The sequence below is a fragment of the Aeromicrobium chenweiae genome, assembly GCF_003065605.1.
Lineage (GTDB): Bacteria > Actinomycetota > Actinomycetes > Propionibacteriales > Nocardioidaceae > Aeromicrobium > Aeromicrobium chenweiae.
In genome coordinates this window covers 2,934,631-2,955,420 of sequence record NZ_CP026952.1, presented here as the reverse complement: position 1 = coordinate 2,955,420, position 20,790 = coordinate 2,934,631, and the positions used below count along the sequence as shown (strand labels likewise).

Here is a 20,790-nt window from a genome sequence, read left to right as displayed (position 1 = left end):
CCAGCGGCCCGGCGTCGAGTGAGATATCTTGATGTCAAACAACTTTCCTGGCGCCCCACTCTGGAGGAGACACCGCTCTCATGGCCACGATCATCTACACCCACACCGACGAGGCCCCGCTCCTCGCCACCTACTCGTTCCTCCCCGTCGTCGAGGCCTACGCCTCGACCGCCGGCGTCGAGGTCGAGACCCGCGACATCTCGCTGGCCGGGCGCATCATCGCCCTGTTCGGTGACCGGCTGACCCCCGAGCAGCAGATCGGGGACGCCCTGGCCGAGCTCGGGGAGCTCGCCAAGACGCCCGAGGCCAACATCATCAAGCTGCCCAACATCAGCGCCTCGATCCCGCAGCTGAAGGCCGCGATCGCCGAGCTGCAGTCGCAGGGCTACGACCTGCCGGACTACCCGGACGACCCGCAGACCGACGAGGACAAGGACGTCCGCGCCCGCTACGACAAGGTCAAGGGCAGCGCGGTCAACCCGGTCCTGCGCGAGGGCAACTCCGATCGCCGCGCCCCCGCGTCGGTCAAGAACTACGCCCGCAAGCACCCGCACTCGATGGGCGCGTGGAGCAGCGACTCCAAGACGAACGTCGCCACGATGGGCGCCGACGACTTCCGCTCGAACGAGAAGTCGGTCGTGATCGACGCCGACACGACCCTGACGATCCAGCACGTGAGCGCCGACGGCACCACGACGACGCTCAAGGACGCCTTCCCGGTCCTCGCCGGCGAGATCGTCGACGGCACCGTGATGCGCGCCGCCGCGCTGGACGAGTTCCTGGCGGCGCAGATCGCGCGCGCCAAGGACGAGGGCGTGCTGTTCTCGGTGCACCTGAAGGCCACGATGATGAAGGTCTCGGACCCGATCATCTTCGGCCACGTCGTCAAGGCGTTCTTCCCGGCCGTCTTCGACACGTACGGCGCCGACCTCGCGGCCGCGGGCCTCAGCCCCAGCAACGGACTCGGCGGCATCCTGGCCGGCCTCGACAAGCTCCCCAACGGCGCCGAGATCAAGGCCGCGTTCGAGCAGGGACTGGCCGAGGGCCCGGCGCTCGCGATGGTCGACTCCGACAAGGGCATCACCAACCTGCACGTCCCGAGCGACGTCATCGTCGACGCGTCGATGCCGGCCATGATCCGCACCTCCGGCCACATGTGGGGCCCGGACGGCAACGAGGCCGACACCCTCGCGGTCATCCCGGACAGCTCGTACGCCGGCGTCTACCAGACCGTCATCGACGACTGCCGCGTCAACGGCGCGTACGACCCGACGACGATGGGCTCGGTCCCGAACGTCGGCCTCATGGCGCAGGCCGCCGAGGAGTACGGCAGCCACGACAAGACGTTCGAGATCGCCGAGGCCGGCACGGTCCAGGTCGTCGACGCCGACGGCACCGTGCTGATCGAGCACGCGGTGGAGCCCGGCGACGTGTGGCGTGCGTGCCAGACCAAGGACGTCCCGATCCGCGACTGGGTCAAGCTCGCGGTCACCCGCGCCCGCGCGTCCGACACCCCCGCGGTGTTCTGGCTGGACCCCTCGCGCGCGCACGACGCGAACCTCATCGCCAAGGTGAACGCGTACCTGCCCGAGCACGACACAGAGGGCCTGACGATCGAGATCATGTCCCCGGTCGAGGCGACCCAGTACTCGATCGACCGCATCCGCAAGGGTGAGGACACGATCTCGGTCACCGGCAACGTGCTGCGCGACTACAACACGGACCTGTTCCCGATCCTGGAGCTCGGCACGAGCGCCAAGATGCTGTCGATCGTCCCGCTGATCAACGGCGGCGGCCTGTTCGAGACCGGCGCCGGCGGCTCCGCTCCCAAGCACGTGCAGCAGCTCGTCAAGGAGAACTACCTGCGCTGGGACAGCCTGGGCGAGTTCCTGGCCCTGGCCTCGAGCTTCGAGCACATGGCGACGACGACCGGCAACGCGCGGGCGCAGATCCTCGCCGACACGCTCGACCGCGCCACCGGGACGTTCCTGGACGAGAACAAGTCGCCCGGTCGCAAGCTCGGCACGATCGACAACCGCGGCAGCCACTTCTACCTGGCGCTGTACTGGGCCAAGGAGCTCAGCAGCCAGACCGAGGACGCGGAGCTCGCCGCCGCGTTCACCGAGGTCGCCGACGCGCTGTCGGGCAACGAGCAGAAGATCGTCGACGAGCTGCTCGCGGTGCAGGGCTCGCCCGCCGACATTGGCGGCTACTACCGCCCCGACGAGACGAAGGTGAAGTCGGTCATGCGCCCCTCGGGCACGCTGCTCGAGGTGCTGGCCACGCTCGGCTGACCTCGCGCGTCATGAACTGACGGGTACCGACTCTGTGTAGGTGTCCGGGACGGCTTCTGCGAGCCGCCCCGGACACCCACCCAGCAGAAGGTTGCCCGCATGAAGAAGCTCGTCCTGGCGCTCACCGGCCTCGCCCTGGCCACGGGAGGTCTCGTGCTGTCCGTCGGTGCCGCCGACGCGGAGCGGGCGACCGGCGATCCGGTCATCTCCGGCTCCGGACGGGTGGGGGAGAAGCTGACGATCACGAGCCACGGCTCCCTGGGCGGTGAGTCGGGCGGCTACACGTACGTGTGGCTGTGGGACGGGGACGAGGTCCCCGGGCCGGGTGACACGGGGGCGACCCACACGGTGACCCAGGCGGACCTCCAGGCGGGCAAGCGGCTGAGCGTGCTGGTCAAGCCGAAGTCCCCGCGGGCCGAGCGGCTCCGGTCCAACGAGATCGCGCCGGTCGGGGGCTCGCTGGCCCCGCCCGCCGTCAAGATCGCGGGGTCCCCGAAGGTCAAGGGGTCCCTCACGGCGTCGTTCACGACCCCCGGCACCGCCGGCGCGTCCGTCACGTCCGTCTGGACCCGTGACGGAAAGGTCATCGCCGGGGCGTCCGGCCGGACGTACCGCCTGACCACGGCCGACGCAGGCCGCGCGATCGCGTTCCGGACGACGTCCGTCAAGAGCGGCTACACCACGCGGCAGAGCGCCACCTCCGCGCTGCGGGTCCCCGCGTACTCCGCACGCAAGCCGACGGTCTCGGGCACCTTCGCGGTGCGCAAGAAGGTCAGGGTGAAGGACCGTGGTGGCTGGAGCGGCGCCGGCTACTCGTACTCGTACCGGTGGCTGCGCAACGGCAAGGCGATCAAGGGCGCGACGAAGTCCTCGTACAAGCTGACGACGAAGGACCGGCGCAAGCGGGTGTCCGTGCGGGTCACGGCGAAGAAGAAGGGCTTCGCATCCGTCTCACGGACCGGGAAGAGCCGCAAGGTCAGGTAGTCCCGCAGGCAGTGTGACGAGGCACGCAGGTCCCCTGGGGAACACCTCGCGGCCGGTGCGCCTTGTACCAAGACGTGACAGATCTCGGGACACCCATGCGTACGCGCCACGTGAGCCTCGCTCTGCTGGCACTGGCTCTGGGCGGTTTCGCGATCGGCACGACTGAGTTCATGACGATGGGTCTGCTCGAGGAGATCGCCGACGGCATCCACCGGACCAACGCCGAGACCGGCCACATCATCACGGCGTACGCGTTCGGCGTCGTCGTCGGTGCCCCGATCATCGTCTCGCTCGGTGCCCGGCTGCCCAAGAAGGGGCTCGCGATCGGTCTGATCCTCGCCCTCGGCCTCGGCAACGCGATCACCGCCCTCGCCAGCGGCTACCTGCCGGTGATGGCTGCGCGCTTCGTCGCCGGCCTCCCGCACGGTGCGTACTTCGGTGTCGCCTCGCTGCTCGCGGCCTCGCTGGTACGGCTCGAGATGCGCGGGCGCGCGGTCAGCTCGGTGATGCTCGGCCTGTCGGTCGCGACGGTCGCCGGCGTGCCCGCGAGCACGATCCTCGGCCAGACCCTCGGCTGGCGCAGCGCCTACTGGGCGGTGCTCGGGATCGCCGCAGCGGCCGCGCTCATGATCTTCCTGTTCGTCCCGCACTCGCCGGCCAACACCGACGCCTCGGTGCGCGGCGAGCTGTCGGCCCTCAAGCAGCCGCAGGTGCTGTTCGCCGTCGCCGCGGGCATGGTCGGCTTCGGCGGGCTGTTCGCGATGTACAGCTACATCGCCCCCATCGTGACCAAGGTGATCGACCTGGACGCGGGCTGGATCGCGATCTTCACCCTGGCGTTCGGCCTCGGCTCGGTCGTCGGGTCGTGGGCCGCGGGCCCGCTCGCGGACTGGAACGTCGAGCGGTCGGTGCTCGCCGGGTTCGTGGCCACCCCGCTCGTGCTGGTCGCGTTCTACTTCGCCGCGGCACAGGTCGTCCCGGCGCTGGTCCTGGTGTTCGCGGTGGGCGCGCTCGGCTCGATCGTCGCGATCAACCTGCAGATCCGGCTGATGGACGCCGCGGGCGAGGCGCAGATGCTGGGCGCCGCGCTCAACCACTCGTCCCTGAACATCGCGAACGGCCTCGGCGCGTTCTTCGGCTCGGTCATCATCGAGGCCGGGTACGGCTACCGCGCGACGAGCCTCGTCGGCGTCGTCCTGGCCACCCTCGGCCTCGCGGTGTTCGTGGCCGGCCTGCGCTACCAGCGCCGCTCCCAGCCCGTCCCCGTCTCCGTCTGAGCGCAGCCCGCGACTGGCGCACGTCAGCCCGCGACTGGCGCAGGATGGAGGAAATGGGACGGCGAGTCGTGCGCAACTGCGCCACTCGCGGGTCGGGTTGCGCCAGTCAGGCGCCGACGAGGTCCGCACCGACGCGCGGACGCAGCCACACCAAGTCGCCCTCGTGCAGCTGCAGCGCCGTCGCCTCGGCCCGGGTGAGGACGACCTGCACCGGGTCCGGGTGCAGCGCGTCGTTAGGCGTGACCTCGAGGCGCACCTCGAAGCCGACGCGCGTCCACCGCGTGATCGGCCCGGATGTCGTCGCGGCGTGCTCGTAGCGGGTGATGTCGATGTCGTGCGGACGGATGAGGCGGTCCCCGAGCTTGGTGACGGGTCCGAGGAACGACAGGACGAAGTCGCTGGCGGGACGGTCGTAGAGATCGTCCGGGGTGCCGATCTGCTCGATGCGGCCCTCGTTGATCACCACGAGGTTGTCCGAGACCTCCAGGGCCTCCTCCTGGTCGTGGGTCACGAACACGGTCGTCACGTGGACCTCGTCGTGCAGGCGGCGGAGCCAGTCACGCAGCTCCTTGCGGACCTTGGCGTCGAGCGCGCCGAACGGCTCGTCGAGCAGCAGGACGCTGGGCTCGATCGCCAGTGCCCGTGCCAGGGCCATGCGCTGGCGCTGCCCGCCGGAGAGCTGTGACGGCAGGCGGTGGGAGAACTGCTCGAGGTGCACGAGCTCGAGCAGCTCGGCGACCCGGCGCCGCACCTCGTCCTTGGGCTTCTTGCGGATCTCGAGGCCGAACGCGACGTTCTTCTCCACCGTCATGTGCTTGAACGCCGCGTAGTGCTGGAACACGAAGCCGACGTTGCGCTTCTGCGCGGGGACGCCCGTCGCGTCGACCCCCTCGATCTCGATCGAGCCGCTGTCGGACGACTCGAGGCCCGCGATGATGCGCAGCAGGGTCGACTTGCCGCCGCCGCTGGGCCCCAGCAGGGCCGTGAGCTGGCCGCTGGGGATGCTCAGGTCGATGTCCTTCAGCGCGACGAAGTCGCCGAAGTTCTTGTTGACGCCGCGGATCTCAATCCCCATCAGTGTCGTCCTTGGGTCGAAGGATGGTCACGACGACGAGCGCCGCGACCGCGATCAGTGCGAGCAGGAACGACGTCGCGTACGCCGATCCCTGCTCGAAGTCCTGGTACTTCTGCTCGACGACCAGCGTGGCCGTCTGGGTCTGCTGGGCGACGTTGCCCGACACGATCTTGACCGCGCCGAACTCGCCGAGCGCGCGGGCGAGGCTCAGCACGACGCCGTAGACGAGCGCCCACTTGATCGACGGCAGGGTGATCCGCCGGAACGTCTGCACCGCGCTCGCGCCGAGGCTCTTGGCGGCCTGCTCCTGCTCGGTGCCGATCTCGTGGAGCACGGGCACGATCTCGCGGATGACCAGCGGCAGGCTCACGAACGCGGTGGCCATCACGATGCCCGGCGTCGCGAACGCCACCTGCAGCCCGACTCCCTCCAGGGCGGGACCGAACGTCCCGTTGGTGCCGCCGTACGCCAGCAGGAGGGCCAGGCCGACCACGACGGGGGAGACCGAGAGCGGCAGGTCGATCAGCGCGGACAGGACGCGCCGGCCCGGGAACTCGTACCGCACGAGCAGCAGCGAGATCCCGACGCCGAACACCGTGTTGATCGCGACCGCCCACAGCGCGACCACCACGGTGAGCTGAAGGGCGTCCGTGACCACGGGGTCGGACAGGGCGGTCCGGAGGTTCTCGAGGCCGCCGTCGAACGTCTTCTGCACGACGAGCGCGACCGGCCAGATGACCAGCAGGAACAGGTAGGCGACGACGACCAGGCGGCGCAGGTGCGTGCCCGCGGTCCGCGGCTGGCTCATGCGGCTAGCCACGACGCGCCACCCAGGACGACAGCAGCTGGAGCAGGACGATCGCGGCGAGCGCGACCAGCAGCAGGATCGTGGCGACGGAGGCGGCTGCTGCCTCGTTGCCGTTCTCGATGTACGTCAGGATGCGCACGGACGCGACCTCGGTCTTGAGCGGCAGGTTGCCCGAGAGCAGGACCAGCGAGCCGTACTCGCTGATGCCGCGCGCGAACGACAGTGCGGCTCCCGCGGTGATGGCCGGCGCGAGGCTGGGCAGGATGATGCGGCGCAGCGTCGTGAACCGGCTCGCGCCCAGGGAGGCGGCGGCCTCCTCGACGTCGCGGTCCAGCTCCATCAGGACGGGCTGGACGGTGCGGATCACGAACGGCAGGGTCACGAACAGCAGCGCGAGGAACACCGACCGCTCGGTGTTGGCGACGTTGACCCCCAGAGGGCTGTCGGGGCCGTAGAGGCTGAGCAGGACGAGCCCGGCGACGATCGTCGGCAGCGCGAACGGGATGTCGATGACGACCTCGAGCAGGCGCTGGCCCGGGAAGGTGTCCCGGACGAGGACCCACGCGATGAGCGTCCCCATGACGACGTTGATCGCGGTGACGATCAGGGACTGCGTGACGGTCAGGCGCAGGGCGGCGGCGGTCTGCGGGTTGGTCAGGGTCTCGCGGAACGTCGCCCAGCCGCCGTCGATCGACTGGATGACCACGAGAGCGAGTGGGATGAGGACGAGCAGGCTGAACCAGGTCAGCGCGACCCCCAGGCCAAGACCTGAGGACCGCGTCAGCGAGGTCGCGCCCCGGGCACGGCGCCTGCGCGCGGTGCCCGGGGCGAGAGGAGTGTCGACCGTCACGACTTGCCGGACTCCGCGATGATCTTGGTGATGATCCCGGAGTTCTCGTCGAAGAATTTCTTGTTGATGCTCTCCCAGCCGCCGAGGTCACCGTCGATCGTGAACAGCTTCGACGGCGTCGGGAACGGGTCCGACTCGTCGTTCGCGCCCTTCACGGTGCCGACGTCGACGCCCTCCACGGACTCCAGCGGCCGGAAGCCCTTGGAGACGTACTGCTGCTGGCCCTCCTTCGTCAGCACGAAGTCCAGGAACTTCTTGGCCTTCGCGTCGCCCTTGACCGTGACGGCGGCCGGGTTCTCGATCTTCAGGGTGTCGTCGGGGACGACGTAGTCGATGTCCTCGCCGTTCTGACGGGCCAGGATCGCCTCGTTCTCGTACGAGATGAGGACGTCGCCGGTGCCGCCCTGGAACGCGGTCGTGGCGTCCCGGCCGCTGCCGGGCAGCGCCTTGACGTTGCCGAAGACCTTGGTGAGGAACGCCGAGGCGTCCTGCTCGCTGCCGCCCGTGCCGATGACGTGCTGGTACGCCGCGAGGATGTTCCAGCGGGCCGCGCCCGACGATCCCGGGTTGGGCGTCACGATGCCGATGCCCGGCTTGGCCAGGTCGTCCCACCCGGTGATCTTCTTCGGGTTGCCCTTGCGGGTCACCAGGACCACGACCGAGTCGGTCACGATGCCCTTGTTGGGTCCGGCGTTCCAGTCCTGGGCCACCAGCCCGGCGTCGACCAGCCGGGTGACGTCGGGCGTGATCGAGAAGTGCACGTAGTCGGCCTTGAGCCCGCCGGCGACGGCGCGGCTCTGGTCGCCGGACGCGCCGTACGACTCCTTCCAGTTCGTGCCCTTGCCGTCGGACGTCTTGGCGAAAGCGGCCTGGGCGGCGTTGTTGCCCGCCTTGGGGACCGCGAAGCCCACGAGCGCGAGCTGCGTCCCGGAGCCGCCGGAGGCGCCGCCACCGCACGCCGCGAGGACCGCCGCGCCGAGTGACACTGCGACGGCCGTGGCCACGCTCTTGCGGGAGAAGTTCAACATGTTCCTGCCTCGGGGATCCAGGACACGCCACCGTGCGTGCTCGGATCCTCAACGTAGGGGGATTTCCGCGCGCCCCGACCGCGTCTCAGGATCCGGGACGCCGCGACAGATGCTGAGACCCGGGCTACGCCCACACGCTCGCCGGGGGTGTCGGATTCCCACGGTCCCGTGGGAATTGGTCACTCCCCGCGGGTCACAACACTGGGGGAGTGACGAATTACCACGGTCCCGTGGGAATCCGTCATCCCGGCGGCGGCGGGGTGGGTCAGTCGAAGACGACGGTGCGGGGGCCGTTCATCAGGACGCGGGACTCGGCGTGGAGCTGGACGGCGCGGGAGAGGGTCTGCGACTCGACGTCCCGGCCGACGCGGGCGAGGTCCGCGGACGTCATGCGGTGGTCGACGCGCAGGACGCCCTGCTCGATGATCGGTCCCTCGTCGAGCGCGGCGGTGACGTAGTGCGCCGTGGCGCCGATCAGCTTCACCCCGCGGTCGTGGGCCTGCTGGTACGGCCGGGCGCCCTTGAAGCTGGGCAGGAAGCTGTGGTGGATGTTGATCGCGCGTCCCTCGAGAGCGCGGCACAGGTCGTCCGACAGGATCTGCATGTAGCGGGCCAGCACGACCAGGTCGATGTCCATCTCCTCGACCATCGCGAGCAGGGCCGTCTCGGCGTCCTGCTTGGTGTCCGGGGTGACCGGCACGTGGACGAACGGGACGTCGTACGCCGCGGCCAGCCTCTCGAGCTCGCGGTGGTTCGAGACGATCGCCGGGATCTCGACGTTCAGCGAGCCGGTGCTCTGGCGGTACAGCAGGTCGTTGAGGCAGTGCCCCTCCTTGGACACCATGACCAGGGCCCGCAGCGGACGCTCCGCGGGCACCAGCCGGTACGTCATCTCGTGCTCGGCGGCGACCGGCGCGAACTCCTCGGCGAGCTGGGACGCCTCCTGCTGCTCCGGGACGTCGAAGTGCACGCGCAGGAAGAACTCGGCGCCACGGTCCGGGCCGGAGGTGGTGTCGGTGAACTGCTGGCTGTCGAGGATGTTGCCCCCCGACTCGGCGATCCAGCGGGTCACCGCGAACACGAGACCGGGACGGTCGGGGCAGGACAGGGTCAGGACGAACGACGAAGGCACCCGACCACTCTAGGAGAGGGCCGGGCGCCTTCGGGACGCACTATGCGGTGGGGGCCGCCTCCTTGGCCGCCGCCCGGGGCCCGCCGTGACCCGCGTGGGTCGGCTTCGCGAGGAACAGCACCAGCACGAGCCCGACGACGAACGCCGCGACCGGCAGGTACAGGGTCTGCGACATGGCCTCGGCGAACGGACCCTGGATGGCGCTCGGCATCGCGTCGCCGGCGTCCTGCAGGTCCTGCGAGGACCCCTCGATCCCGTTGGCGGTGAGCCGCGCCTGGATGAGCGCCGCGATCGCCGCGCTGCCGAGCACCGCGCCGATCTGGCGGGTCGTGTTGTAGACGCCCGCGCCGCTGCCGGCCGAGGCCATGGGCAGGTTGCGCGTCGCCGTCGCGCTCAGCGGCGCCCACAGGCACGCGTTCGAGACGCCGAACAGCGCCATCGGCAGGCACAGCTGCCACACCGGGGTGGTGGGGGTGATGAGCTGCGACAGCCAGAACATCGCGACCGCCGCGGTGCCGAAGCCCACGAGGGTGATGTTGCGGGGGTGCGTGCGGTCCACGAGCTTGCCGACGAACGGGGCGAGCAGGATGAGGACGACGGCCATGGGGGCCATGAGCAGCGCCGACTCCGTGGGGCTCCAGCCGCGGACGCCCTGCGCGTAGAAGAAGAACGGCAGGGACATCGCCGTGATCGACAGCGACACCAGCGCGATGCCGGCGTTGCCGAGGGAGAAGTTCCGGTCGCGGAACAGGCTCAGCGGGACCAGCGGCTCCTTCCGGATCCGGCTCTGCCAGAAGACGAACGCCGCGAAGGTCACCAGGCCCAGCGCGATCAGCAGCGGCACGCTGACGATGCCCTCGATCGTGCCCCAGTCGTACTTCTCGCCCTCCTGGACGCCGAAGACGACGAGGAACACGCCGATGCCGCTCAGCGCGACGCCCAGCCAGTCGAACGTGTGGGTGTGGGTCGTCAGGACGGGGACGAGGCGCACGGCCAGGACGAAGCCGATGATGCCGACGGGGATGTTGACGAAGAAGATCCACTCCCAGCCGAGGGAGTCCACGAGCACGCCGCCGAGGATCGGGCCGACGAGCGTCGCGACGCCCGCGGTCGCGCCCCACAGCGCCATCGCGGCACCGCGGTTGGCGGGGGCGAACGTGCGGGTGATGACCGCCATCGTCTGCGGGGTGATGAGCGCTGCGCCGAAGCCCTGGACGACACGGGCCACGATCAGCATCTCGATCGACCCGGTCAGGCCGCACCACAGGGACGCGAGCGTGAAGATCGTCAGGCCCAGCAGGTACATGTTCTTGGGGCCGAACCGGTCGCCGAGGCGGCCGGTGACGAGCAGCGGCACGGCGTACGCGAGCAGGTAGGCGCTCGTGACCCAGATGACCGTGTTGTAGTCGGTCCTGAAGTCCTCCATGATCGCGGGCGTCGCGACGGACACGATCGTGTTGTCGACGAGGATCATGAAGAAGCCGATGACCATGGCCCAGAGGGCCGGCCAGGGCTTGTAGTCCGGTGGCAGCTCAGTGCTCACGGGAGATCGGGTTGCCATATGAGGTCCTTGGTCTCGATGCGGTGGATGAGGGTGGTGATCCAGTCGCGCTGGGCGACGGCGGTGGTCAGCAGGTAGTCGCCGGCGACCCAGTACGTCTCCGGTGTGCCGCGCTCGCGAGCGGCTCGGAGCAGCGCGCGGAGCTCGTCGATGTCGTCGTCGAGTGCCGCGACGTACTGGCGCAGGTCGGCGGCGGCCTCCGACGCGCTGATGTTGTGCGCCTCGCTGAGGGCGAGGGGGAAGTGCGGGTACTCGCGGACCGGGCGCGAGATGAGCTCCCGGACGCGCGCGTCGACGGCTTCACGACCCGCGGGCGTGATGGCGTACGTCGTCCGCTCGGGACGATTGCCCTCCCGCTCGGTGCCGACGGCCTCGAGGAGCAATTCGTCGCAGAGCCGCTCGACCGTGTGGTAGAGCGAGCCCAGCCGGATCTTGACGAAGCGGTCCTCGCGGCGCTCGAGCAGCACCCGGTGCATCTCGTAGGGATGCATGGGCCGTTCGACCAGCAGCGCCAGGACCGAGACGCACAGCGGCTTGAGTGCCATGGTGCCCCGTTCTGATCACTCCAAGAGAACTATTCCAGTTGGAATATACGCAGACTGGTTGCTGCGCGCAACAGGTATCGTCGCGCGGTGGTCTGACAGAAACCGGCGGTCAGCGCAGGAGCTCGTAGCCGCGCAGGTCGTCGAACGACCCGTCGCCGAGGCGCTCGGCGGCCCGCTGCGTGCCGTAGTAGGAGAATCCGGCCGCGAGGGCGATCGCGTGGCTGGCCGGGTTGTCCTCCGCCGCGTACAGCGAGAGGCGTCGCCGGTCGAGCCCGTCGGGGTCGAGCGCGTGGTCGACGACCGTGCGGCACGCCTCGGTCGCCAGGCCGCGACCCCGGGCGTCGGGGTGCATCCAGTAGCCGATCTCGCCGTGGTCCCGGTTGAGGCCGAGCATGTCCATCACGGCGATGTTGCCCAGCAGCTCGTCGCTGTCGCGGTCCGCGACGGCCCACGTGGCCTTCGCCCCCGTCGCGGCCTGCCAGAGGCAGTCGTTCAGGTAGGCCTCGGCCGAGGCGGCGGTGTACGGCTGGGGGAGCCAGGCCAGGAAGCGCCGGCTGACCGGGTCGTTGCACATCTCGACGAGCCGCGGGACGTCGGCGGCGGCGAAGGGACGCAGGCGCAGCCGCTCCGACTCGAGCACCGTCCCACCGGCCCAAGGGATACGTGGGTACGGGGCGTCGCCGAACCGGATCGAGCCGGTCCACGCGTCGAGGACCCGGCCCCGCTCGTAGAGCATGCCGGGGGTGAGGCCGTGCAGGGTGAACCCGGTCGCGTGCGCCACCCGCAGGGACGCCTCGTTGCCCACGTGGGAGCGCCAGTGGACGATCTCGACGCCGCCCTCGGTGAGGGCCCAGTCGACGGCCAGGCGCACGGCGCGCGACATGATGCCGCGGCCGCGGGCCCACGGGTGCAGCGCGAACCCGACGTCGGCGATGGGCCGCTGCCGGATGTCGACGTTGCCCGCGAATCGCGAGCGTCCGTCGTCGTCGGTGGCCTCGATCGCCCAGCCACGGTGCGACCCGTCCTCCCAGCCGCGCGGGATGATCGTGAACGCGAACTGCTCGCTCATGCTCCGCTGGTGGGGGGAGGGGATGCCCGTCCACCGCACCATCGTCGGGTCCTCGGCCATCTCCAGCATCGCGTCGATGTCGGCCGGCACGTGGGCGCGGATCGTCACGACGCCGTCGCTGAGCACCGGGACGTTCAGCGGCCACCTCACGGCGCGTGCCTCACCGGGCGCGGAACGGGTCGGCGGGATAGACCCCGAGCACCCTGACCTCGGTGGTGAAGAACGTGAGCTCCTCGAGCGCCCGCGCGAGCGGGGCCTCGTCGGGATGGCCGTCGACCTCGGCGAGGAACTGGGTGGCGGCGAACTCCCCGCCCACCATGTAGCTCTCGAGCTTGGTCATGTTGACGCCGTTGGTCGCGAAGCCGCCGAGGGCCTTGTACAGCGCGGCGGGCAGGTTGCGCACGTTGAACACGAACGTCGTGACGACGGGACCCTCGCCGGGGGCCGGACGCTGCGGCTCGCGGGACAGCACCACGAACCGTGTCGTGTTGTGGTCCTCGTCCTCGATGTCCTCGGCGAGGACGTCCAGGCCGTAGATCTCGGCGGCCATGGGCGGCGAGATCGCCGCCTGGGTGGGGTCGCCGGCGTCGGCGATCTCGCGGGCGGCGCCGGCCGTGTCGCCGGAGATCACGGTGGTCAGGCCGTGCTCGCGGATGATCTTGCGGCACTGGCCGAGCGCGTGGACGTGGCTGTGCACGGTCTTGACCTGCTCGATCGTCGCCCCGCGCACACCCATCAGGCTGAACTGGATGCGCAGGAAGTGCTCGGCGATGATGTGCAGGCCCGAGGTGGGCAGGAAGTGGTGGATGTCGGCGACCCGGCCGGCGAGCGAGTTGTCGATCGGGATCATCGCGAGGTCGGCGTCGCCGCCGGTGACCGCCGCGAAGACGTCCTCGAACGACGCGCAGGGCACGGCCTCCCAGTCGGGATAGTGCCGATTGGCCACGATGTGCGAGTTGGCACCGGGTTCGCCCTGGTAGGCGATCCGTCGAGAGATCATTGGTCCAGTTTGGCACTCGTGGTCGGCACCGGGTGCGCTCCGTCCGCGGCGCGCACCGCGAACACCTCCGGCCGCTTCCACTGACGCGCCTCGTAGCGGGCCTCGACCCGGTCGCGGAGGGCCTGGACCTTCTCGGGCGCGACCAGGGCGATCGCGCTGCCGCCGAAGCCCCCGCCGGTCATCCGGGCGCCGAGGGCTCCCGCCTCCAGGGCGGCCTCGACCGCGACGTCCAGCTCGGGGCTGCTGACCTCGAAGTCGTCGCGCAGCGAGGCGTGGGACGCCGTGAGGATCGTCCCGAGCTGCGCCCAGGAACGTCGGCTGATCGCGGTGATCGCGCCGCGGACGCGTGCGGTCTCGGTGAGGACGTGCCGGGTGCGTGCCTTCAGGGTCTCGTCGGTGAGGCGGACCGTGGCGTCGAGCGTCGCCTGGGCGAGCCACGCGATGCCCAGCTCGGCGGCGGCCCGCTCGCACTCCTCGCGCCGGGCGGCGTACTCGCCGTCCGCCAGGGCGTGGTGCGCGCCGGTGGCGATGACGACGAGGGTGAGCCCGTCCTCCTCCCAGCCGAGGGGGACGAGCCGGGTCGTGTGGGGGTTCACCGAGGTGTCGATCTGGACGGCCTGCCCGGCCGCGCCGTACAGCACCGCGAGCTGGTCCATCAGCCCGACGGGGGCGCCCACGAAGTCGGACTCGGCCCGCTGGGCGAGCAGCGCGATCTGCGTGCGGTCCAGGCCCAGGTCGTGCGCCTCGTTCAGCGCGGCGGCGATGCCGCAGGTGGTGGCGGCCGAGGACGACAGGCCGGCACCGGACGGGAGTCGCGACTCGATCACGAGGTCCACGCCGGTCAGGGCGTGCCCCGCGTCGACCAGGCTCCAGATGGTCCCGGCCGCGTACGAGGCCCAGTCGTCGACCTCGCCGGGCTGCACCGAGGTCGTGAACGTGACCTTCGCGGCGCCGGGCAGGTCGCTCCACACGTTGACGACGCCGTCGTCGCGCAGGCGCGCCTTGACCGTGACGGAGCGGTCGATCGCGAGGGGCAGCACCGGCCCGCCGTTGTAGTCCAGGTGCTCCCCGATGAGGTTCACCCTCCCCGGCACGTCCCAGCGGTGTACGTCAGTCACCCACCGAGCATAGGCGCAGCCTCGCGGAGCCCGGCCACAGCGCGACTGGCAGAATGCCCCCATGCCTGCCGCTCGCCGTCCACGCGTCCTGTCCGGGGCCCAGCCCACGGCCGACTCGTACCACCTGGGCAACTACTTCGGCGCCTTCAAGCAATGGGTCGCCCTGCAGGACGAGTTCGAGGCCTTCTACTTCATCCCCGACCTGCACGCGATCACGGTCGAGTACGACCCGGCGCTGCTGCGCGAGCGCACGTACATCGCGGCGGCGCAGCTGCTGGCGGCCGGCGTCGACCCCGAGCGCAGCGCCCTGTTCGTGCAGAGCCACGTGCCCGAGCACGCGCAGCTCGCGTGGGTGCTCGGCGGTGTGACGGGCTTCGGCGAGGCCAGCCGCATGACCCAGTTCAAGGACAAGAGCGCCAAGGGCGGTCAGGACTCGGCCAGCGTCGGCCTGTTCACGTACCCGATCCTGATGGCCGCCGACATCCTGGTCTACCAGGCCGACAAGGTCCCGGTCGGCGAGGACCAGCGCCAGCACGTCGAGCTGACCCGCAACCTCGCGCAGCGGTTCAACCATCGCTTCGGGGAGACCTTCACGGTTCCCGAGGCGTACATCGTCAAGAGCACGGCGAAGATCTACGACCTGCAGGACCCGACCTCGAAGATGAGCGGCTCCAACCAGTCGCACGCCGGGGTGGTCGACCTGACCGACACCCCGAAGCAGGTCGCGAAGAAGATCCGCTCCGCGATGACCGACTCGGGCAGCGAGATCACGTTCGACCCGGCCGCGAAGCCGGGCATCTCCAACCTGCTGTCGATCTACTCGGCGCTGACCGACGAGCCGGTCGAGTCGATCGTGCGGGACTTCGAGGGCAAGCAGTACGGCCACCTCAAGGTCGCGCTGGCCGATCTCGTCGCGGACTTCGTCGGGACGTTCGGCGACCGCACGCGCGAGCTGCTCGGTGACCGGGCCGAGCTCGACCGGATCCTGGCCCGCGGTGCGGACCAGGCCCGCGAGGTCGCCAGCACCACGCTCGACCTCGTGTACGAGCGCTCCGGATTCGTGCGGAGGGCCTGAACCGGTGCCCACGATCGGAGTTGCGATCCCCGTCCCGGACCCCTACGGGACCCAGCTGCGCGAGAAGCGCGCCGACTTCGGCGACCCGATGGCCGAGACCGTCCCGAGCCACGTGACGCTGATCCCGCCCACCGAGGTGGCCGACGACCAGCTCGACGGCGTCTGCGCGGCGCTGGAACGCGCCTCCGCGACCCTGCCGCCCTTCCCGATGCGGCTGCGCGGCACGGGCACGTTCCGGCCGGTCTCGCCGGTCGTGTTCGTCGCGGTCAGTCAGGGGATCTCCTACACCGAGATGCTGGCCAAGTGCGTCCGCAAGGCGCTGCACAGCCCCGACCCGGAGTTCCCGTTCCACCCGCACGTGACGGTCGCGCACAACCTGGACGACGCGAGCCTCGACCGGGCGTACGACGAGCTGAACGACTTCGAGTGCCGGTTCACGGTCAGCGAGTTCGCGCTGTACCACCACGAGGACGGCTCCGGCTGGGTGCCGCAGCGCTCGTTCCCGCTCGGTCGGGAGTAGACCGGCTCACAGCAGGGCGAGATCACCGGTGGCGAACGTCGTCAGGTGCTCGAGCAGGTCGGCCTTGAACGCTCGCGCGGCGAGCGGAAGCGCCTCGGAGCTGCGGTGGGCGAGCGCGATGACCCGCTCCAGCGGCGGATCGACGAGCTCGGTCGCACGCAGCTGTGGCCGGGTCGTCAGGACCATGCTCGGCACGACCGCGTGTCCGAGACCGGCCTGGACGAACCGCAGGACCGCGCTCATCTCGCCGCCCTCGACCGCCAGGCGCGGCTCGAAACCGGCGGACGCGCACGCGCGGAGGGTCACGTCCCGCAGGTCGTAGCCCTCGCGGAACATGACGAGCGGCAGGTCGCGCAGGGCGCCGACGCTCATGCGGTCGGGCACGTCCGCGTCGACCGGGCTGGCGAGGACGAGACGCTCGCGCAGGACCGGCGTCGTCTCGATGTCGGGATCACTGGTGTGCAGCGGGACGATCAGCAGGGCGATGTCGAGCCGGCCCTGGGCCAGCTCGCCGGTCAGCACGCGGGAGCCGGCCTCCTGGACCTCGAGGTCGATCTGCGGGTACGACTCGTGGAACCGGGTCAGCGCCTCGGGCAGCAGGCCGTCGCAGAGCGAGGGCGTGGCCCCGAGCCGGACGCGACCGCGCTGCAGGCTGGCGACCTCGTGGACCGTGCGCTCGGCGCTCTGGACGTCGATGAGGATGCGCTGCGCGTGGGGGAGCAGGGCCTCCCCGGCGCTGGTCAGCTCGATCGCGCCACGGTTGCGCACGAACAGCGGGGCGCCGAGCGAGTTCTCCAGGACCCTGATCTGCTTGGAGAGCGTGGGCTGCGACACACCCGTGATCTCGGCGGCCCGGGTGAAGTGTCGCGTCCGCGCGACGGCGACGAAGTAGGTCAGCTGGTGGATCTGCACAGGTCAAGTGTGTCATAGCCATCGGCTATGAAGGTTTGCCTCAACAAGACTTAGCGTGAATCGTCGATCGGTCCTACCCTGTGCAGGTGGCAACTACCCAAACTGTGAAGCGCGTCTCGGCCAGCAGGTCGACGGTCGCTCAGAAATATGCGATGGCGGTGTCGGGGCTCATCATGTTGGGCTACCTGCTCGTCCACATGTACGGCAACCTGAAGTTCTTCCAGGGCCAGGACAAGTTCGATGGCTACCTGCACGAGACGCTGCCGCACATGTTCTACCCGTACCTGCCCGAGGGGGGTGCGCTCTGGATCATCCGGGTGCTGCTCCTCGTCGCGCTGGTCGTCCACGTCTACTGCGCGGCCAACCTGTGGCGCCGCAACAAGGCGGCCGCCGGCTACGTGGGTGGCAAGCGCTACCACACGACGCAGAACAAGACCGGCGTCCAGCGCAGCTACGCGTCCTTCACGATGCGCTGGGGCGGAGTCATCCTCCTGCTCTTCATCATCGGCCACGTCGCGCAGATGATGCCCAACTGGCTGTCGCCCGGCGGCGCCAGCGACAGCAAGTACGACCGCGTCGTCAACGGGTTCGACCTGTGGTGGGTCGTCCTGCTGTACTCGATCGGCATGATCGCCGTCGGCTTCCACCTCGCGCACGGCTTCTGGAGCGCCCTGACCACCCTGGGCCAGAACCACAGCACGACTCGCCGCGGCTCGCGCTGGACGGCCATCTCGATCGGCCTCGCGACCCTGATCACGGTCGGCTTCCTCTCCGTCCCGTTCGCTGTCCTCTTCTTCGGAGCTGGTTCCTGATGACCATCACCAACGTGTCCGAGCAGTTCCACGCGGTCGGCGCCGACATCGCCGACACGAAGGCGCCCAAGGGCCCCATCGAGAAGCGCTGGGACGACCGCAAGTTCAACGCCAAGCTGGTCAACCCGGCCAACCGTCGCAAGCTCAGCGTCATCATCGTCGGCACCGGCCTCGCGGGTGCCTCGGCTGCCGCGACGCTCGGCGAGGCCGGCTACCACGTCAAGAGCTTCTGCTACCAGGACAGCCCGCGTCGTGCGCACTCGATCGCCGCGCAGGGTGGCATCAACGCCGCCAAGAACTACCGCAACGACGGCGACAGCATCTACCGGCTGTTCTACGACACGGTCAAGGGCGGCGACTTCCGCGCCCGCGAGTCCAACGTCTACCGCCTCGCGCAGGTGTCGGTGAACATCATCGACCAGTGCGTCGCGCAGGGCGTCCCGTTCGCGCGTGAGTACGGCGGACTGCTCGACAACCGCTCGTTCGGCGGCGTGCAGGTCTCCCGCACGTTCTACGCCCGCGGCCAGACCGGCCAGCAGCTCCTGATCGGCGCCTACCAGGCGCTCGAGCGCCAGGTGGCGGCCGGGACCGTCGAGATGAACACGCGGCACGAGATGCTCGAGCTCATCATGGTCGACGGCCGGGCGCGCGGCATCATCGTGCGCGACATGGTCACCGGCGAGATCGAGACGCACACGGCCGACGCGGTCGTGCTCGCGACCGGCGGCTACGGCAACGTGTTCTTCCTGTCGACCAACGCGATGGGCTCCAACGTCACCGCCACGTGGCGTGCGCACCGCAAGGGCGCCTACTTCGCGAACCCCTGCTACACGCAGATCCACCCGACCTGCATCCCGGTCAGCGGCGACTACCAGTCCAAGCTGACCTTGATGAGCGAGTCGCTGCGCAACGACGGGCGCATCTGGGTGCCGAAGCGCGCCGGCGACGACCGCATCCCCAGCGACATCCCCGAGGACGAGCGCGACTACTACCTCGAGCGCATCTACCCCGCGTTCGGCAACCTGGTGCCGCGTGACATCGCGTCCCGCGCCGCCAAGTACCAGTGCGACGACGGCAAGGGCGTCGGCCCCGGCGGCCTGGGTGTGTACCTCGACTTCGCCGAGGCGATCGACCGCCTGGGCCTGCCGGCCGTGAAGGCCAAGTACGGCAACCTGTTCGACATGTACGCGCAGATCACCGGCGAGAACCCGTACGAGCAGCCGATGCGCATCTACCCGGCCGTGCACTACACGATGGGCGGCCTGTGGGTCGACTACGACCTGCAGAGCAACCTCACCGGCCTGTTCGTCACGGGCGAGGCGAACTTCTCCGAGCACGGGGCCAACCGCCTCGGTGCCTCGGCGCTGATGCAGGGCCTCGCGGACGGCTACTTCGTCCTGCCCAACACGATCGCCGACTACCTGGCGTCCGGTCCGTACGAGAAGATCGCCGACGACCACCCGGCCGTCCTCGAGGCCCGCGCGGCCGTCGAGGAGCGGGTCCACAAGCTGCTGTCGATCAACGGCACGCGCACGGTCGACTCGTTCCACAAGCAGCTCGGCCACATCATGTGGGAGTACTGCGGCATGGAGCGCAGCGAGGAGGGCCTGATCAAGGCCATCGGGATGATCCGCGACCTGCGTGACGAGTTCTGGCGCGACGTCAAGGTCACCGGCGTCAACGAGGAGCTCAACCAGACCCTCGAGCGCGCGAACCGCGTCGCGGACTTCTTCGAGCTGGGCGAGCTGATGTGCATCGACGCGCTCAACCGTCGTGAGTCCTGTGGCGGCCACTTCCGCGCCGAGAGCCAGACCGAGGACGGCGAGGCGCTGCGCCACGACGACGAGTTCGCCTACGTCTCGGCGTGGGAGTTCGGTGAGGAGCAGCCCGTGCTGCACAAGGAACCGCTGGAATACGAGTACGTCGAGATGAAGTCGAGGAGCTACAAGTGAACATCACCGTGCGTGTCTGGCGTCAGAAGAACGCCGACGACAAGGGCAAGATGGTCACCTACGGCGTGGAGAACGTCTCGGAGGACATGTCGTTCCTCGAGATGCTCGACGTCCTCAACGAGCAGCTGACGCTGGCCGACGAGGAGCCGATCGCGTTCGACCACGACTGCCGCGAGGGCATCTGCGGTGCGTGTGGCGTCGTGATCAACGGCATCGCCCACGGACCGCAGGTCACGACCACGTGCCAGCTGCACATGCGCAGCTTCGAGGACGGCGCCGTCATCGACGTCGAGCCTTGGCGCTCGGGCGCGTTCCCGGTCATCAAGGACCTCGTGGTCGACCGTGGCTCGCTCGACCGCATCATCCAGGCGGGCGGCTACATCAGCGCCCCGACCGGCTCGGCCCCCGAGGCCAACAACCTCCCGGTGCCGAAGGTGGACGCCGACCACGCGTTCGAGTCCGCGGCCTGCATCGGTTGCGGCGCGTGCGTCGCGGCCTGCCCCAACGGCTCGGGCATGCTCTTCACCGCTGCCAAGATCACGCACCTCGGCCTGCTCCCGCAGGGACAGCCCGAGCGTGACTCGCGCGTCATCGGCATGGTGGAGCAGCACGACCACGAGGGCTTCGGCAGCTGCACCAACATCGGCGAGTGCACCGCGGCATGCCCCAAGGGCATCCCGCTGGACACGATCGCCCGCCTCAACCGCGATCTTCTCGGAGCCCTCGCGCACGGCGACGCCTGACCCCCACTGACGTCATCCCGGGTGAGCCGCTTGCG

General features: G+C 69.8%; 19 protein-coding genes. 8 read left to right on the top strand and 11 right to left on the bottom strand.

Annotation, left to right across the window (positions count from 1 at the left end; all coding sequences use genetic code 11):
* The first annotated feature begins 80 nt into the window (after window positions 1-80).
* The 3 genes from C3E78_RS14280 to C3E78_RS14270 all read left to right on the top strand — a co-directional run bounded on the left by C3E78_RS14280 (window position 81) and on the right by C3E78_RS14270 (window position 4,555).
* Window positions 81-2,294, top strand: a complete 2,214-nt coding sequence (locus C3E78_RS14280) for an NADP-dependent isocitrate dehydrogenase (protein WP_108579505.1) — start codon at window positions 81-83, stop codon at window positions 2,292-2,294.
* A 99-nt stretch (window positions 2,295-2,393) separates the two neighbouring features.
* A complete protein-coding gene (locus C3E78_RS14275; RefSeq protein WP_108579503.1) occupies window positions 2,394-3,278 on the top strand; it encodes a hypothetical protein in 885 nt (294 codons plus the stop codon).
* Between the two features lie 110 nt (window positions 3,279-3,388).
* Complete coding sequence (locus C3E78_RS14270; protein WP_235833636.1) at window positions 3,389-4,555, top strand: MFS transporter; 1,167 nt, start codon at window positions 3,389-3,391, stop codon at window positions 4,553-4,555.
* Between the two features lie 106 nt (window positions 4,556-4,661).
* On the opposite strand, the gene C3E78_RS14265 is transcribed toward C3E78_RS14270, so the two are convergent.
* The 10 genes from C3E78_RS14265 to galK all read right to left on the bottom strand — a co-directional run bounded on the left by C3E78_RS14265 (window position 4,662) and on the right by galK (window position 14,741).
* Entirely contained in the window at window positions 4,662-5,630 is a 969-nt protein-coding gene (locus C3E78_RS14265) for a sulfate/molybdate ABC transporter ATP-binding protein (RefSeq protein WP_108579499.1), read from the bottom strand.
* The gene (locus C3E78_RS14260) at window positions 5,620-6,438 is read right to left on the bottom strand and encodes a sulfate ABC transporter permease (protein WP_108579497.1); all 819 of its coding nucleotides are present in this window, start codon (window positions 6,436-6,438) and stop codon (window positions 5,620-5,622) included. The genes C3E78_RS14265 and C3E78_RS14260 overlap by 11 nt, the downstream gene beginning before the upstream one ends.
* A gap of 4 nt (window positions 6,439-6,442) precedes the next feature.
* Complete coding sequence (cysT, locus tag C3E78_RS14255) at window positions 6,443-7,288, bottom strand: sulfate ABC transporter permease subunit CysT (protein WP_108579495.1); 846 nt, start codon at window positions 7,286-7,288, stop codon at window positions 6,443-6,445.
* Window positions 7,285-8,316: a sulfate ABC transporter substrate-binding protein gene (locus C3E78_RS14250; RefSeq protein ID WP_108579493.1), complete on the bottom strand. Its 1,032-nt coding sequence runs from the start codon at window positions 8,314-8,316 to the stop codon at window positions 7,285-7,287. The genes cysT and C3E78_RS14250 overlap by 4 nt, the downstream gene beginning before the upstream one ends.
* Before the next feature lie 265 nt (window positions 8,317-8,581).
* Window positions 8,582-9,448, bottom strand: a complete 867-nt coding sequence (purU, locus tag C3E78_RS14245) for a formyltetrahydrofolate deformylase (protein WP_108579491.1) — start codon at window positions 9,446-9,448, stop codon at window positions 8,582-8,584.
* Between the two features lie 40 nt (window positions 9,449-9,488).
* Window positions 9,489-10,991, bottom strand: a complete 1,503-nt coding sequence (locus C3E78_RS14240) for a DHA2 family efflux MFS transporter permease subunit (protein WP_328591570.1) — start codon at window positions 10,989-10,991, stop codon at window positions 9,489-9,491.
* Window positions 10,988-11,554 carry a PadR family transcriptional regulator gene (locus C3E78_RS14235; RefSeq protein ID WP_108579487.1) on the bottom strand — a complete coding sequence of 189 codons (567 nt, stop codon included), beginning with the start codon at window positions 11,552-11,554 and terminating at the stop codon, window positions 10,988-10,990. The genes C3E78_RS14240 and C3E78_RS14235 overlap by 4 nt, the downstream gene beginning before the upstream one ends.
* A 109-nt stretch (window positions 11,555-11,663) precedes the next feature.
* The gene (locus tag C3E78_RS14230; RefSeq protein ID WP_135804820.1) at window positions 11,664-12,773 is read right to left on the bottom strand and encodes a GNAT family N-acetyltransferase; all 1,110 of its coding nucleotides are present in this window, start codon (window positions 12,771-12,773) and stop codon (window positions 11,664-11,666) included.
* 10 nt (window positions 12,774-12,783) lie between these two features.
* The gene (locus C3E78_RS14225) at window positions 12,784-13,623 is read right to left on the bottom strand and encodes a prephenate dehydratase (RefSeq protein WP_108579483.1); all 840 of its coding nucleotides are present in this window, start codon (window positions 13,621-13,623) and stop codon (window positions 12,784-12,786) included.
* Complete coding sequence (gene galK, locus C3E78_RS14220; protein ID WP_159085901.1) at window positions 13,620-14,741, bottom strand: galactokinase; 1,122 nt, start codon at window positions 14,739-14,741, stop codon at window positions 13,620-13,622. Before galK ends, C3E78_RS14225 begins: the two co-directional genes overlap by 4 nt.
* A gap of 61 nt (window positions 14,742-14,802) precedes the next feature.
* Here galK and trpS point away from each other — a divergent pair, with 61 nt between their 5' ends.
* The gene (gene trpS, locus C3E78_RS14215) at window positions 14,803-15,816 is read left to right on the top strand and encodes a tryptophan--tRNA ligase (RefSeq protein WP_108579479.1); all 1,014 of its coding nucleotides are present in this window, start codon (window positions 14,803-14,805) and stop codon (window positions 15,814-15,816) included.
* A gap of 4 nt (window positions 15,817-15,820) precedes the next feature.
* Window positions 15,821-16,336 carry a 2'-5' RNA ligase family protein gene (locus tag C3E78_RS14210; RefSeq protein WP_108579477.1) on the top strand — a complete coding sequence of 172 codons (516 nt, stop codon included), beginning with the start codon at window positions 15,821-15,823 and terminating at the stop codon, window positions 16,334-16,336.
* A 6-nt stretch (window positions 16,337-16,342) separates the two neighbouring features.
* Here C3E78_RS14210 and C3E78_RS14205 read toward each other — a convergent pair whose 3' ends face one another.
* A complete protein-coding gene (locus C3E78_RS14205; RefSeq protein WP_108579475.1) occupies window positions 16,343-17,248 on the bottom strand; it encodes a LysR substrate-binding domain-containing protein in 906 nt (301 codons plus the stop codon).
* A 152-nt stretch (window positions 17,249-17,400) separates the two neighbouring features.
* Here C3E78_RS14205 and C3E78_RS14200 point away from each other — a divergent pair, with 152 nt between their 5' ends.
* The 3 genes from C3E78_RS14200 to C3E78_RS14190 are packed head-to-tail and all read left to right on the top strand — an operon-like array spanning window position 17,401 to window position 20,755.
* Entirely contained in the window at window positions 17,401-18,060 is a 660-nt protein-coding gene (locus C3E78_RS14200; protein ID WP_108579473.1) for a succinate dehydrogenase cytochrome b subunit, read from the top strand.
* A complete protein-coding gene (locus C3E78_RS14195) occupies window positions 18,060-20,012 on the top strand; it encodes a fumarate reductase/succinate dehydrogenase flavoprotein subunit (protein ID WP_108579471.1) in 1,953 nt (650 codons plus the stop codon). Before C3E78_RS14200 ends, C3E78_RS14195 begins: the two co-directional genes overlap by 1 nt.
* Window positions 20,009-20,755, top strand: coding sequence for a succinate dehydrogenase/fumarate reductase iron-sulfur subunit (locus C3E78_RS14190; RefSeq protein WP_108579469.1), 747 nt, complete (start codon window positions 20,009-20,011; stop codon window positions 20,753-20,755). Before C3E78_RS14195 ends, C3E78_RS14190 begins: the two co-directional genes overlap by 4 nt.
* Window positions 20,756-20,790: the final 35 nt, after the last annotated feature.